The 14,775-nt window shown below is 68.4% G+C and carries 11 protein-coding genes and 2 pseudogenes; 5 read left to right on the top strand and 8 right to left on the bottom strand.

Annotated features, from left to right (window positions below):
* Positions 1–123 precede the first annotated feature (123 nt).
* Entirely contained in the window at positions 124–750 is a 627-nt protein-coding gene (locus ACIBK6_RS29670; protein WP_399054489.1) for a hypothetical protein, read from the top strand.
* Positions 751–2,562: 1,812 nt separating this feature from the next.
* Here ACIBK6_RS29670 and ACIBK6_RS29665 read toward each other — a convergent pair.
* The 4 genes and pseudogenes from ACIBK6_RS29665 to ACIBK6_RS29650 all read right to left on the bottom strand — a co-directional run bounded on the left by ACIBK6_RS29665 (position 2,563) and on the right by ACIBK6_RS29650 (position 3,890).
* Positions 2,563–2,718, bottom strand: a complete 156-nt coding sequence (locus ACIBK6_RS29665) for an HNH endonuclease (RefSeq protein ID WP_399054488.1) — start codon at positions 2,716–2,718, stop codon at positions 2,563–2,565.
* Positions 2,719–2,748: 30 nt separating this feature from the next.
* Positions 2,749–3,012 carry a Scr1 family TA system antitoxin-like transcriptional regulator gene (locus ACIBK6_RS29660; RefSeq protein ID WP_399054554.1) on the bottom strand — a complete coding sequence of 88 codons (264 nt, stop codon included), beginning with the start codon at positions 3,010–3,012 and terminating at the stop codon, positions 2,749–2,751.
* 145 nt (positions 3,013–3,157) lie between these two features.
* Positions 3,158–3,619 (bottom strand): annotated as a pseudogene (locus ACIBK6_RS29655) (DUF6879 family protein).
* Between the two features lie 40 nt (positions 3,620–3,659).
* Complete coding sequence (locus ACIBK6_RS29650; RefSeq protein ID WP_399054487.1) at positions 3,660–3,890, bottom strand: hypothetical protein; 231 nt, start codon at positions 3,888–3,890, stop codon at positions 3,660–3,662.
* A gap of 185 nt (positions 3,891–4,075) precedes the next feature.
* Here ACIBK6_RS29650 and ACIBK6_RS29645 point away from each other — a divergent pair.
* The 3 genes and pseudogenes from ACIBK6_RS29645 to ACIBK6_RS29635 form a co-directional block, all read left to right on the top strand.
* Positions 4,076–4,627, top strand: a pseudogene (locus ACIBK6_RS29645) (Scr1 family TA system antitoxin-like transcriptional regulator); the annotation flags it as partial.
* Between the two features lie 139 nt (positions 4,628–4,766).
* Positions 4,767–5,096 carry an Lsr2 family protein gene (locus tag ACIBK6_RS29640; protein ID WP_399054486.1) on the top strand — a complete coding sequence of 110 codons (330 nt, stop codon included), beginning with the start codon at positions 4,767–4,769 and terminating at the stop codon, positions 5,094–5,096.
* A gap of 157 nt (positions 5,097–5,253) precedes the next feature.
* Complete coding sequence (locus tag ACIBK6_RS29635; protein WP_399054485.1) at positions 5,254–6,198, top strand: hydrogen peroxide-inducible genes activator; 945 nt, start codon at positions 5,254–5,256, stop codon at positions 6,196–6,198.
* Between the two features lie 49 nt (positions 6,199–6,247).
* On the opposite strand, the gene ACIBK6_RS29630 is transcribed toward ACIBK6_RS29635, so the two are convergent.
* From ACIBK6_RS29630 to ACIBK6_RS29615, 4 genes are read right to left on the bottom strand one after another with little or no spacing between them, the layout of a single operon-like run.
* A complete protein-coding gene (locus ACIBK6_RS29630; RefSeq protein ID WP_399054484.1) occupies positions 6,248–8,578 on the bottom strand; it encodes an FtsX-like permease family protein in 2,331 nt (776 codons plus the stop codon).
* A complete protein-coding gene (locus ACIBK6_RS29625; protein ID WP_399054483.1) occupies positions 8,575–9,267 on the bottom strand; it encodes an ABC transporter ATP-binding protein in 693 nt (230 codons plus the stop codon). Before ACIBK6_RS29625 ends, ACIBK6_RS29630 begins: the two co-directional genes overlap by 4 nt.
* The gene (locus ACIBK6_RS29620) at positions 9,264–9,788 is read right to left on the bottom strand and encodes a PadR family transcriptional regulator (protein ID WP_399054482.1); all 525 of its coding nucleotides are present in this window, start codon (positions 9,786–9,788) and stop codon (positions 9,264–9,266) included. The genes ACIBK6_RS29625 and ACIBK6_RS29620 overlap by 4 nt, the downstream gene beginning before the upstream one ends.
* Positions 9,789–9,840: 52 nt before the next feature.
* Complete coding sequence (locus ACIBK6_RS29615) at positions 9,841–12,180, bottom strand: ABC transporter permease (RefSeq protein WP_399054481.1); 2,340 nt, start codon at positions 12,178–12,180, stop codon at positions 9,841–9,843.
* Between the two features lie 270 nt (positions 12,181–12,450).
* Here ACIBK6_RS29615 and ACIBK6_RS29610 point away from each other — a divergent pair, with 270 nt between their 5' ends.
* Positions 12,451–14,739 carry a transglycosylase domain-containing protein gene (locus tag ACIBK6_RS29610; protein ID WP_399054480.1) on the top strand — a complete coding sequence of 763 codons (2,289 nt, stop codon included), beginning with the start codon at positions 12,451–12,453 and terminating at the stop codon, positions 14,737–14,739.
* The last annotated feature ends 36 nt before the right edge of the window (positions 14,740–14,775 follow it).

The raw sequence follows: 14,775 nt of genomic DNA, 5'->3' as shown, positions 1-14,775 counted from the left end.
TGGCGGGGGCGGACTAGGTTCCGAGGTGACCTCTCTGCGCGCTGGAGCGGCGGCCACAGCATGAACGCTGTGGGAGTGGCGTGTGTTCAGCGGAGGACGTCCTGCGACGAAGGGGAGTGCACCATGATCAGTGCAGCAGTGGCGATCAGCAGTGAGATCAGGCTGTTCCGGGGCGACCAGGTGCTGTGCATCGACACGGCCTCGGGGAACAAGGTCACGTACAACGGGCAGACCACCAAGCACGGCACGTTCGCCCAGGTGCCCCCGAAGTTCGCCAACGGCATCGACGGGGCGCACTTCATCGGCAACGACTTACGGCTGTTCCGGGGCGGGCGCCTGGTGATCGTCGACGTCTCCCAGGCCAACAAGGTCACCTACAACGGCCCGGTCACCGGCCACGGTACCTACGCCCAGGTCCCGGCGGACTTCGCCCAGGACATCGACGACGTCATCAACATCGGCAACGACGTGCGGATCTTCAAGGGAGACCGCATGGTGATCGTCGACATCAGCCAGGGCAACAAGATCAGCTACGACGGACCGATCACCAAGCACGGCACCTTCGCCCAGCTCCCGGCGGGCTTCTCCGGCGACTTCGACGCGGTGCACACCATCGGCAACGACATCCGGATCTTCAAGGGCGAGCGCCTGGTCATTCTCGACTACACCCAGGGCAACAAGATCAGTTACGACGGACCGATCATCAAGCACGGCACGTACGCCAACGTCCCCGCCAACTGGGTCAGCTGACCTCTCCGGCCAGCCCGGGCCCCGGCAGCCCTCCCCGGCCGCCGGGGCTCAGTTCGTGTCGACGCGGCGAGCCTGCGGAGCACGGGAATATCGCACAGCGTGAGTAGGGGACCGCCAGTGGGGAGTCGACATGTCCATTTCCCTGGCGTCGGCTGTCCGTCAGCGGGGAAGTCACGGTGTCCGCCCACAGACCCCGCTGCCGGTTCTGCCGGGCACCGGGCGAGCAGCGCCAGACCATCTTGTGGCGGTGCACCAACCCGGAGTGCAACGCAGTACGCGCTGATGCTGGCTTCTGGGTACGCCTCGGGCACGTGCAATTGGCGACCAGAACTCAGCCCGTAGTGCTCGCCGCGGAGCACTCCAAGTTGGAAGCCGGTAACTGATGGGCGGCACGGCCCCCTTGTGCTGCCTCACGACCCCGGCAGACCGCCCCGAGTAACGCGGGGCGCGTGATGCATGGGCAGCAACGATGGAGATCTCTATTCAGCGCTTACCCACGGGCCGTCAGCTCGGGGCACCCGGGGACGGAGCAAGGTGGCGGGGTTTGCGAGACAGGGGGGTGCCCCCGGGAAGGGGCGAGAGATCCGTCCGGAGCCCAGAGGCACGAAATCAGCGGGACGGAGTCATGCCGCAATTTCACAGACTTTAAAGCCGGGCTCTACGAGAATAGCGGTTGCGCGGGGGTGCCTACGGTAACTGTGGAAGCGGGCAGGTCGATGGAGGGCGCCGAAAATTTTCAAAGCGTCAAATTCTGCTCCGGCTGAAATTGCGAGCTGGGCTCACTCGCGGCAGCGTGCCCACCTGCATAGCGCCCCAAGTAAAGGTGCGAGTGCAGGATGCCAAACGTTCGGCCGTACGAGCGGTTAGTTCGATGAGCGGTTTTTCAGGGTGAATGCCGGGGTAGCTTGGCGGCGACTTGTTGTCCTGGATGAGGAGGAAGCCATGCGCGTACGCAGAGCCCTGGCCATTGCGGTCACCACCCCTGTTCTACTCGCCGCGATCGGAATGAATGGCGCTTCCGCGGCGACTCCGCCAAGGGGCACGACCGGGGGTTCAACCGCCCGGCTTGAGCCTACCCCCGACAGTGGGCATCGCGAGGCCTCCGGCCGTAAGCATGACAGGAGCAAAAAGACCGATGACGAAATTGACGGAGGCCTCATCGGCAATATCGCAGGTGAACTCTTGGGTCGTGCTTAAGCGCCGCTCCGGCACTTCTTCAGCTCGGTAATTCCTCGACCCAGGTGGGCGCACGCGGTCCACATCCACTATGGTTGCCGCCCCGATATCGCGGGGTGCGTGGTGCATGGGCAGCAACGATGGCAGATCTCTCTTCAGCGCTTACCCACGGGCCGTCAGCTCGGGGCACCCGGGGACAGAGCAAGGGGGGCGTGGTCTGCGGGGCAGGGGGGATCGCCTCCGATCGGGGGTGGGGGATCGTTTCTCTCAGCTTGTTCGGGTGAGCCTCGATTAGCACCTGTCCCGAGCGGGCGACCCGTAGCCCGTATGACGCACACGGGATGCCTCTCCCTCGCGGTCTGCGTGTACTGGTGGCGACAGTGCAACCGTGGCGAAAGGAGACCCGGTATGAGCGGGAAGAGCAATAAGAAGGCTTCGAGGCGCAAGGGAAGAACAGAGCGAGAAACTGCGAAGCAAGCAGCTCAGCAAGAGACTGCTAGCCCGAGCAAGTCAGCTCCGAAGCTCCAGACGGGGGAGAAGGCCCCAGGTGCCTATTTCCAGGAAATGCCGGAGAAGCGCAAAGGGTGAAGGATTCACCGCCCCGTACGGACTCTGACCAGGCCCGTACGGGCGGTGTCAGAACAGGTCACCGGCGGCCCTGAACTCCGTACGCGTCTTGAGCTGGTGACACCCGTGGCACAGCACTTGCACATTGCTGTCGATGTCCTCGCCGCCGAGGGACAGCGTGCGCACATGGTCCAAGTCCACCCCGTCCGCGGGGAAGTCACCCAAGCACCAGTCGCACCAGGCCGACCCTCATTCTTACCCGCGTAGTGAGTGGGTAGGTTGGAGCGACTCCTCGATGAGGATCAGGAACCGATGGCGACTCGACCGAAGGATGCGCCGGCGCGCCATCCGCACGGCTACGGCGTCTTCGATGTCATCGGGGGCACCCCGCAGCGCCACGATGGTAGTCAGCACAGAGCGGGTGTAGTCCTCGGTCTGGAGCAGGCCCGGAACAACATCTGACTGGTAGATACGGAACAGCCGAGTACGCCGGTAGAGAGGCGCTACTGATTCCTGCACACGCTTGAGGCCGGTACGTTCAAGCCGCCGCCACTCGACGCAAAGGTCTGCCGCGCCACGTGCCGCAGTGATGAGGTCGAGCGCCTGATCTTGCGCGACTTCAGACGACGGGGCCACGGGTAGCACTGCCCAGCTCACTGGTGGATCACGACGGTCGGTAGTTCTCGTGCGGCGTTGCCCGCTGCCACACGGCCTCGAAGGCGGTTGAGCACAGCCGAACCACGTCCGGATCGGTCGTACGCTCCTCGTCACCGTCAGGAGACAGTTCACCTTCGCCAGTGAAGTGGAGAAAGACAACAAGGCTGTTGTCGAACAGCCAGAAGTCATTCCCCGGGAGAGTCAGGTCGGATGCCCTCCACCTGGGAAGGTAACGGACCTGCTCGCCGGCCTATACGTTGGCGTCGGTGAGGTGGTGCGCGAACCGGAGATAGTCCGACTCCGGCACAGAGAACACTCGGGTGCGTCGGACCTCAACACCGCGCTGTGTGATCTCCAGCATCAGCTTGAGCCAGGTCCGGATCTCCGCATCATTGTCCTCCGCACGGTGGCGCTCCCCAGCCTGCCAGGCGGCATAGCTGGGGTCCGACAGCATGTAGCTGTCGCGCATCTCCAGATGCACCGCGGACCGTTCGGCCTGCCGGAACAGCTCAAGAAAAGTCGGCTCCACGGCCACCGCTCACCTCCGGAAAGAACTTCGCCATGTACGTAGGGATCTCCACGACGGTCTCATGGTCGGGCAGATCCAACTGGGCCAGCCGCTCAAGGTCGAGAACCTTCTTCCCCTGGACCAGGTGCCTGTCAGCAACGTCGTCGTAGTACACAGTCGCCGACTTTCCGTCGGGAGACTCCGGGTCCTTGCCGAGCATGTGCGGGGCCATGATGACCTCCATGTCTGGCTGACGATCCCAACCGTCACCTTGCCTCGAACTGGGCCGTGCCGGAAGACACTTCCGAGCAGTCCACCCCTGCCGAGGGAGTCTGATCGGGTTTCGTCCGGCAGGGGCGGCGGACTCACTGTTGTTCTGCGGTGGGCCGAGTGGTGCTCCCGGCGCTGTCGCTGGTCATGGTCTGGCGCCGTCGCCCTCCGCATGTACTCAACTTCCCTTGCTTGGGCCAGACTTGTGCTCACGCCGCCACCATCGGAAGTGTTTCGAGGCCCGACCTGGGCATTGGTCGCGGCGGCATATGTCAAACCCGCGGCCGGTTCGCCGAGGAACTGAAGAGCGTTCGGGAACTGCACCCAGACGGCCCGCTGACTCAGACGAAGGCTGGACAGCTCACTCGTACCTCAAAAAGCACTGTCAGCCGGGAGTCGGGCACTGGGTCAATTCCTGGAGAGCTTCCGACAGCCCTGGACCAACTCTTCAACACAGACGGAAAATTCAGGCGCCTGTATGAGGAGGTGATGTCAGCTGCCTTCCCGGCGCTCTACCAGCGCCGCATGACGATAGAGCGGACTGCGGTAGAGGTGCGGGAGTGGTCCCGGACAGTCGTACCGGGCTTGCTGCAAACACCCGAGTACGCGCATGCCATTCTGCGCAAGGGCGACCCAGGAGCCAGTGACGCCGAGATCGCTGAAGCCGTTCACCTTCGCATGGCACGTCAGGAGCTCCTCAACGGGGCGCCGGGCTTGTGGAGTTCGCGAAGCGGGCGGACGAGGTGTGAGGGCACGAAGAACAGCCTGAACGTCACCGCTGGTAACTCGACGCGGGACGTGGATGTTGCAAGGGTCAAACGGCCCTACAATCCCACCCATGGCTCAGAAAATCGTAACCGTCTACACCGACGACCTCACTGGCAAAGAGTCCCAGGAGGCCGCAACCCACACCATCGTGATCGACGGCGTGGGGTACGAAATCGACCTCGGCCCCGACAGCTACGACAAGCTGCTGGAAGCCGTTGCGCCCTTCACCAAGGCCGGTCGCCGCATCAAGGCGGGCCGCATCAAGACCGCTCAGAAGGCCTCTGGGGGCCGTACTGACACGGCGGCAATCCGGGCCTGGGCCAAGGAGAAGGGCTACGACATCAACGACCGCGGTCGAGTGCCGGCCGAGATCCGCGAGGCCTACGACAAGGCCAACTGAACGAGACGAACGTCTTGAGGAAGGCCCCCAGCGATGGGGGCCTTCTTGCATCTCTGGCCGGCACGTATTTGCCGCGATGCGCGCCCAGAAGTTGCAAATAGATAAGTAGTGGATCGCGATAGATAGAATGGCTCGGCATGACCGGAGGTGCCCATCAGTGGCCATCAGTAATAGGGGCAAGCAGCCCAGCCTGGCGCAGCTGCGGGCGTTCGCGGCCGTCGCGGAGCATCTGCACTTCCGTGACGCGGCGGCCGCCATCGGCATGAGCCAGCCCGCGCTGTCCGGAGCGGTCTCGGCGCTTGAGGAAGCGCTCGGCGTGCAGCTCCTGGAGCGTACGACCCGCAAGGTGCTGCTCTCGCCGGCCGGCGAGCGGCTCGCGGTGCGGACGAAGGCGGTGCTCGACGCGGTGGGCGGGCTGATGGAGGAGGCGGAGGCGGTACGCGCCCCCTTCACCGGGGTGCTCCGGCTCGGGGTGATCCCGACGGTGGCTCCCTATCTGCTGCCCGCCGTGCTGCGGCTCGTCCATGAGCGCTACCCGGAGCTCGACCTCCAGGTCCACGAGGAGCAGACCTCCTCGCTGCTCGACGGGCTCGGCGCCGGGCGCCTCGATCTGCTGCTGCTCGCCGTTCCGCTCGGGGTGCCGGGGGTGACCGAACTCCCTTTGTTCGACGAGGACTTCGTGCTCGTCACCCCGCGCGACCACCGGCTCGGCGGGCGTACCGGCATTCCCCGTGAGGCTCTGCGCGAACTGCATCTGCTGCTCCTCGACGAGGGGCACTGCCTGCGGGACCAGGCGCTCGACATCTGCCGGGAGGCCGGGCGGACCGAGGGGGCGCCGGTGACGACGACCGCGGCGGGCCTGTCGACGCTGGTGCAACTGGTCGCGGGCGGGCTCGGGGTGACGCTGCTGCCGCGTACCGCCGTCGAGATCGAGACGGGCCGCAACGACCGCCTGGTCACCGGGTACTTCGCGGAACCGGCCCCCTCGCGCACGGTCGCCCTGGCGATGCGGACGGGGGCCGCTCGCCAGGGCGAGTTCGAGGAGTTCGCCGTCGCTCTTCGCGGGGCGATGCGGGATTTGCCGGTCAGGGTGTCGGGGTGACGGTACCGGGGGCGCTGCCCCCGGACCCCCGTACCGCGACCTCCCGGCGCTACTCCGTACGCAGCCCGTCCGGCCGCATGAGGCGCCACAGCGGTGGCAGGGACAGTGCCGTGACCAGGGCGACCACGCCCGCGCCGATGCCGACCATCGACACCGCGGGCACCCAGTCGACGGTGACGGACCGGCCCACCATCCTGAGCAGGACCGAGCCGAGGCCGAGGCCGACCACCGCCGCGAGGCCGAGGCCCAGCGCGACCGGCAGCGCGGTCTGCCACAGCACCGACCAGCTGAGGGTGGTGCGCCGGGTGCCGAAGGCGACCAGGGACGAGAGCAGCTTCCTGCGTTCGCGCAGCTGCTCCAGCATCGAGACCAGCAGGCTCGCGCCGATCAGCATCAGTACCGCCGCGGCCCCGATGTAGAGGCCCCTGCGCACCCCGGCGAACCGGGCCGACGTCTGCACGCTGCTCAGCGCCCGCGCCGTGGTGAGCGGGTCGGCCGCGGCGGCCACGTTCAGCACGCGCTCCTTGGCCAGGGAGTCGCCGGGGGCGGTCGAGACGTACACGCTGGAGCGCGTCGGCACCTTCGGGGTGTGGGCGAGCGCGCCCGGGGTGAGCAGGAGGCCGTTGCGGGCCGTTCCCATCGGGTCGGGGCGGGTCTGGACGTTCTTGATGCCCGCCGGGACGGTCCAGGGGATCTCCGCGCCCTTGGGCTGGCCGGGGCCGCCGTTCGTCGGGTCGAGGTAGAGCGTGCTGCCCGGCTTCGCGGGCGTCTCGTGGCCGAACTCACCACCGACCGCGTTGAAGACGTCCCCGTCCGCGCAGGCCGGCAGGGTGGCGGTTTCGCGCAGGTCCGCGCAGCTGCCGACCGTGACGGGGGTGTAGTTCGTCAGGTTCTTGGGCCGGTCGCCGGCGTCCACGTAGCCGAGGACCACCGTCTGGGTCACGCCCTCGGTGTCCTTCAGGGTCTGGACCTCGCGGGACTGCTGCGCGGGGGTGCTGTCGGCGAGCGGCACGGTCAGCTGGGCCCGGCTGGTGTCCTCGCCGCTCGACTTCACGTAGTCGCCCTCGACGGCGCCGAACAGCATCTGCAGGGCGATCGCGCCGGCCACCGCCACCGCGATGCCGTTCACCGTCCTGGCCGCCGAACCGGACGTCAACTGCATTCTGCGGACGGCGAGTTGCCAGCCCACCGGGCCGCCGCCGAGCCTGCGCACGACCGCTTCCACCAGCCAGGGGAGCAGCGCGGTCACGCCGATGAGCAGCAGTACGGTGCCGCCGATCACCTGGATCTGGTTGAACGTTCCGTGGTCGCGGCCCCGGCCCATCATCGGGGCGAGCAGAGCGAGGCCGCCGAGCGGCGGCAGCGCCCGCCACCACATGCGCCGCTTGCGCGGCACCGAGGTGCGGACGACACCCAGCGGTTCCACGACCACCGAGCGCATCGCGAACAGGGTCACGGCGACCGCCGAGGCGGGGACCGCGACGGCCACGCCCGCCGCGAGCAGCGGGGTGGGGTCGAGGTCGGAGGGGAAGACGTTGAGCCCGGCGATCGAGACGTCGCCCGCGTACTGGCGGCCGACCACGAAGAACAGGGTGCCGAGGACGAGCCCGACGAGCGCTCCGGCGAGCGCCTCGCCGGCCGCGATCCACCGGGTCATCCGGCGGTCGGCGCCCGCAAGGCGCAGCGCCGCAAGCCGCTGGTCGCGCCGGTCGCCGCCGAAGCGTACGGCGGCGGCGATGAACACGCCGACCGGCATCAGCAGCACCACGAAGATGATCACGATGAGCAGGGCGAGGACCGGGTCGAGCTTCTCCTGCTGCCGGTCCACGAACCCGGTGATCCGCAGCACGTCGCCCTGGCTGACGGCGGCCTTGCGCTGTTTGAGGGTGTCGCTGCCCGCGTAGTAGGCGAGTTCACGCGGTCCCATCAGACCCTGGTCGGCGATGGTCGCGCTGATCTTGTACGGGATGCGCTCACGCAGCAGCTTGCCCTCGGGCGATGCGAGGAGATCGCGCAGGGCGGGCGAGGCCACCATGGTGCCGGGGGCCGGGATCGCCGAGAGGCCCGGTGGCAGCGGAGGCCTGTCGCCCTCCGGCTGGAGCAGCCGGCCCCGTATGTCCTCACCTTGGTACGTCGATTCCGCGCGCCCGATGAGCAGGGTGTCCGCCGTCGCGCCGGTCTGGACGGAGGATCCGTAGTCGTTGCGGGCGTTGTCGCGGGCGTGCCGGGCGTTCAGCGCGCCCGGCAGGGCCGTGGTGCCGAGCAGCAGTGCCACGCCGAGGCCGACGCCGACCGCGGTGAGCAGGGTGCGCGTCCAGCCCTCCCGGCCGCCGGACAGGGCGAACCGGGCGCCGAGGGCGAGGTCGCGGTACAGGCTCATGCGGAGTGCTCCAGCATCATGTCGCGGGACTTTCCGTCGCGTACGACGATCTCGCGGTCCGAGTAGGCGGCCACCCGCGCCTCGTGGGTGACCAGGACCACGGCCGCGTTGGTGGAGCGGGCCGCCTCGGTCAGGAGCTGCATGACGCGTTCGCCGTTGAGCGAGTCGAGCGCGCCGGTCGGCTCGTCGGCGAAGACGACCCGGGGGGCGGTCACGAGCGAGCGGGCCACGGCCACCCGCTGGCCCTGACCGCCGGAGACCTCGCCGGGGCGCTTGTGCCCGAGCTCGGCGACCTCCAGGCGCTCCATCCACTCCAGCGACCTGCGCTCGGCCTCCTTGCGCTTGACGCCGGTCAGCCGGAGCGGCAGCGCCACGTTCTCCACGCAGGTCAACTCGGGTACCAGCTGGCCGAATTGGAAGACGAAGCCGAACTCGGTGCGGCGCAGCGCGCTGCGCTCGGCGTCCGACATCGCGGACAGTTCACGGCCGTCGTAGAGGATCCGCCCGGAGTCCGGGGTGACGATCCCGGCGAGGCAGTGCAGCAGCGTGGACTTGCCGGAGCCGGAGGGGCCCATCACGGCGACGACCTCGCCGGCGTGGATGGAGAACCCGGCACCGTCCAGGGCCGGTGTCGGACCGTAGGCCTTGTGCAGGTCCTGGGCGACGAGAAGGGAACCGGCGGGCGTCATGAACGAACCTCCGTGGCGAGCTGGGCGAGGCGGGCGGCGGTCAGTTCCAGCCAGCGCAGGTCGGCTTCCAGATGGAACAGGGCGTGGTCGCAGATCAGTTGGTCGGTGAGGTCGCCGCGCCGCTTGCGGTCGGTGAGCACCCGCATCAGGCGCAGGTGCTCGGCGCGCTGGGTGTCGAGCACGTCGGCCGCGTCGCGGCCGGTCAGCAGGGCGAGGACGACCTTGGTGTAGAGGGTCGACTGGAGGTACGGCTCGGGCTTCTCCGGCTGCCTGATCCAGGCGTCGACGTCGGTGACGCCGGCGGCTGTGATGGCGTACCGCTTCCGCTCGGGGCCGCCGCCCGCCTCGACGCCGTCGACCTCGACCAGGCCGTTCTTCAGGAGTCGCGACATGGTCGAGTAGACCTGCCCGTAGTGCAGCGGACGGTCGTGCCCGAACTTCTCGTCGAAGGCGCGCTTCAGGTCGTACCCATGACGTGGGCCCGACTCAAGGAGCCCGAGGAGGGTGTGGCCGATGGACATGGGGCCTTCCATTCTTCTCAACTGCTGCGAATGATGGGGAAGTTACGGGTGGTTACTCGGTACGCAGGCCGTCGGGGCGCATCAGGCGCCACAGGGCCGGCAGGCTCAGTACGGTCACGGCGAGGATCACCGCGGCGCCCGCCGCGGCCAGCGGGGCGAACAGCCACCACTCCGTGACGGTCTTGCCGATGATCCGCAGCATCAGCGCGCCGAGCGCGGTGCCGCCGACCGCCGCGAGCGCGATCCCGAGGGCGACCGGCAGGGCGGTCTGCCACAGCACCGAACCGGCGAGGGTGGTGCGCCGGGTGCCGAAGGCCACCAGCGCGGCCAACAGGCGCCTGCGCTCGCGCAGTTGCTCCAGCTGCGAGACCAGCATGCTGGCCGCGATCAGGCCGAGCGTGGCGAGGGAGGCGGCCTGGAGCCCGGTCTGGATCCCGGCGTACTGCTGGTCGCGCTCGATGGTGCGTACCGTCGCGACGCGCAGGAGCGGGTTGACGCGGGTCGCGGTGTTGCGGATGTGCTCGGCGGCGTCCGGCACCTCCTGGTCGACGACGAGTACGGCGCGGGTGACGGCCCCCGAGGTCAGCAGCGAGGTGTCGATCGCGCCCGGCGTCACGAAGATGCCGTGCTCCTCGCGGCCGGTGGGGTCCGGGCGGGCGGTGACGGTACGGGCGGAGGCGGGCAGCGTCCACAGGACCTGCCGCGCGCCGGGCTCGTGGTCCGGCGCGGTGTTGACCGGCCGGCCCGGACGCGCCGTCCTGTCCATCCAGGCAGCCTGCTCCGGGTCGTCCGTGGGGTGCACCACGAAGGTGTCGCCGTCCGTGCAGGAGTCGATGTCGGCCAGTTCGCGCAGGGTCGCGCAGTCGCCGAGGGTGAGCTGGGTGGTGGGCCGGATGTCACCGGCCGCCACCGTCCCGGGGCGGGTCACGTAGCTGGTGACGGAGCCGATCACCTGGCGCACGCCGGGGGTCTGGCGGAAGGCACCGATCATCCGCTCGGCGAGCGCGGTGTCCGGGTAGTTGGCCATGACGGTGTACTGGGCGCGGCTCGCGTCCGCGCCCGTCACCTTGTTGAAGTCGTCGTGGATGCCGACGAAGAACATCTGGAGCGCCACCGAACCGGCCACCGCGACGGTGATGCCGCTGACCGCGCGCGATGCCGTACCGCTGCTCAACTGGAGCCGCCGGACGGCCAGTTGCCAGGGCAGTGAGCCGCCGCGCAGCCGCGCCACGACCGCCTCGACCAGCCAGGGGAGCAGCGTGATGAGCCCGAGCAGGACCAGGGTGGCGCCCGCCGCGATGGCGACCGGGGCGAGCGCGTTCAGCTCGATGTCGAGGCGCTGGGAGACGACGAGCAGCAGAGCTCCGGCCGCGGGCAGCAGCAGCCGCCACCACAGCCTGCGGCGCCGGGGACGTCCGCCGCGTACGACACCGAGCGGCTCGACGCTGACCGAGCGCATCGCGGCCAGGGTCACCCCGACGGCCAGCGCGGGCACGGCGACGGCGACGAGCGCCGCGAGCCAGGGCACGGGCGTGAAGTCGCCGGGGAAGAAGCCGACGCTCCACAGCCCGATCGGGCCGATGACCTGGGCGGCGCCGAGGAAGAGCAGGGTGCCGGTGGCGAGCCCGAGCACCGCTCCGGCCAGCGCCTCGCCGCCGGCGATCCAGCGCGTGGTGCGGGCGTCGGCGCCGACCAGGCGCAGCGCCGCGAGCCGCCGGTCGCGCTGTTCGCTGCCGAACCGTACGGCGGTCGCGATGAAGATGGCGACCGGCATCAGCAGCACGACGCAGATCAGTATGACGAGGACGACGAGCATCGGATTGAGCTGCTGTACGTCGCCGATGTTGCCGAAGCCGGCCGCCGAGTCGGCGCCGCTGTCGGCCGAGAGGGCGGAGCTGCCCGCGTAGAAGAACAGCTCCGATGGGTTGACCAGGCCCGCGTCGCCGATGGTCTGGGTGATTTTGAACGGGAGCCGCTGGCGCAGGAGTTCACCCTCGGGGGAGGCGAGCAGATCGCGCAGGGCGGGGGAGACGGCCATGGTGCCGGGGGCGGGTATCGCGGTCAGGCCGGGCGGCAGCACGGGCGAGGCGCTCGCGGACCGCAGCAGTCTTCCGCCGATGGTGTCGTCGCGGAACTCGGTGTCGGCGACGGCGTACAGCAGCGAGGCCTTCAGTCGGCCGGTGTTCTTGTCCGAGCCCTCCGAGAAGGGCTGCCGGGCGTGGCTGCGCGCCGCCCGCTCCCCGGTCAGCTGCGGCACCGACGCCGCCCCGAGCAGCAGGGCCACACCGAGTCCGACCCCCAGTGCGGTGAGCAGGGTACGGACCCAGCCCTCGCGGCCGCCGGTGAGGGCGAACCGCGTGCCGAGGGCGAGATCGTGGAGGCGTCGCTTCATGGAAGAGCACTATACGCACTAGGTATACCTGCTGTGTATACCCGGGGTGCATAGCGGTCGGTGACCATCTCATTACTGGGCAAATCGGGGCAGCATTATTGACTCTCGCAACCCTTGCCACGTTTCAGTCGTCGGTTCCCATGGGGCGGGTGCTGATTCTCACGTACGGAAAAGGCGTGATCGAATCTGCTTTGTCCATAGGTGCGGTGTTAGTTTTCTGAGCTGATCTGGCGAGTCTGGTGAGTCATATGAAGGCGAGCGACTGAGGTTATGGGCCGAGCGGAAGAGCGGCGCGCCCGGCAGGGCGGAGCGCGCCGGGGCGACAAGCAGAAGGTGAAGAAGAAGGGCATACGCCGGTTCTTCACCTGGAAGAAGATGCTCGGCGCCTTCTTCGGGCTCTGCCTGCTCGCGATGGGCGCGTTCTACGCCATCTATCTGATGGTGTCGATCCCCAACGGCAACGACCAGGCCAAGCTGGAAAGCAACGTCTACAAGCTCTCCAACGGCACGGTGCTGGCCCGCACCGGATCGGTCAACCGCGAGACGGTCCCCCTCGACAAGGTGCCCCCGGACATCCAGCACAGCTTCGTCGCGCTGGAGAACAAGAGCTTCTACGACGACAAGGGCGTCGACCTCCAGGGCACCGCCCGCGGCATCCTGAAGACCCTGATGGGCAAGGGCGCCCAGGGCGGCTCGACCATCACCCAGCAGTACGTCAAGAACAACTACCTGACGCAGGAGCAGACGGTCAGCCGCAAGCTGAAGGAGATCGTGATCTCCCTCAAGGTGGACCAGCGCTACAGCAAGGACGACATCCTCGCCGGGTACATGAACACCAGCTACTACGGCCGGGGCGCCTACGGCATCCAGGCAGCGGCGCAGGCGTACTACGGCAAGGACGTCTCCAAGCTGACGCTCCCGGAGGGCACTTATCTCGCGGCCCTGCTCCAGGCCCCCAGTCAGTACGACTGGCAGACCGCGGGCCCGGTCGGCAAGCAGCTGGTCGAGGGGCGCTGGAACAAGGCCCTCGACAACATGGTCGACATGAAGTGGCTGGACCCGGCGCAGCGCAAGGCGCTCCAGTTCGAGAAGCCGATGGACGCCAAGGTCGCCCCCGGCATGCAGGGCCAGACCGGCTACCTGATCAACGCGGCCAAGAACGAGCTGATCCGCAACGGCGTCGACTCGGCCCTCCTGGACGCGGGCGGCTGGACGATCACGCTCAACATCGACCCCGACAAGCAGAAGCTCCTTGAGGCCGCGGTCAAGGACCAGCTGACCAGCAAGCTGGACCCGAAGAAGCGCAAGGTCGACGCGGACCTCCAGGCCGGTGCGGCCTCGGTGGACCCGAAGACCGGCTCGGTGGTCGCCCTCTACGGCGGCCAGGACTTCATCAAGCACCAGCTCAGCAACGCGAGCAACCCCAGCTACCAGCCGGCCTCGACGTTCAAACCGGTGATCCTCGCGTCGGCGTTCAACCAGGGCGCCCAGACGCAGGACGGCAAGCCGATCAAGGCGAACACCATCTACAACGGTGACAGCAAGCGGCCGGTCAAGGGCAGCGACATCGCCTTCGACCCGCCGAACGAGGACGACCACAGCTACGGCGACATCACCGTCCAGGACGCGATGAACAAGTCGGTCAACTCCGTCTTCGCACAGATGGGCGTCGACGCCCACCTCGACAAGGTGCGCGACACCGCCGTCGCCATGGGCATGACCTCCATCAAGGGCATGAACCCCGTGCCGGCCATGACGCTCGGCTCCTACGGTTCCAGCCCGCTCCAGATGGCCGCGGTGTACGCCACGCTCGACAACCACGGCAAGCAGGTCGTCCCGTCGATCGTGAAGTCGGCCGAGCACAAGGACCACAAGTACAACAAGCCGGACCCGATCGGCAGCCAGGTCATCAGCAGGGACGCGGCGGACGCCGTCACCTCGGTGCTCACCGGTGTGGTCGACGACGGTACGGCCAAGACGTCGGTGGCCGAAGCGGACAACCGCAACGGCAAGCAGGTCGCGGGCAAGACCGGTACCTCCGACGACAACAAGTCGGCCTGGTTCACCGGCTACACGCCGGACCTGGTCACCTCGGTGGGCATGTGGGGCGAGGCCGCCGACGCGCGCACCGTGAAGGTCGACGGCAAGGACGTGACCGTCCCCAAGGGCGGCCAGGTCACGATGACGAACGGCGCCGGTGAGGACGGCCGCATCAACGGTGGCTCCATCCCGGCCCGCATCTGGGCCGCGTACACCTTCGACGCGGTCAAGGGCGGCTCCGACAAGTTCGACCTGCAGACCGACCAGGGCGCGGCCATGCAGCCCGACTACACGCCGCCGAGCCGCTCCGCGCGGCCGCCGTCGGCCCCGCCGTCGCGCAGCGCCGGGCCCCCCAGCCCCTCGCACAGCGTGCCGAACACGCCGTCCAGCAACACACCGTCGAGCCCGGCGGAGTCGCCGTCCGGCTCCACCTCGCACAGGCCGAGGCCGCCGAAGAGCCCCACGCCCAGCGGCTCGGGTGACGTCAGCCCGCCGCCCAACCCCCTCAACCAGGGCTGACCGCACCGGGCGCAGCACAACGGCCAACGGCCCCCA

This window comes from Streptomyces sp. NPDC050485 (assembly GCF_044458185.1).
GTDB lineage: Bacteria > Actinomycetota > Actinomycetes > Streptomycetales > Streptomycetaceae > Streptomyces.
The sequence above is the reverse complement of the archived record's forward strand: the minus strand, read 5'-3'. Positions and strand labels throughout refer to the sequence as shown.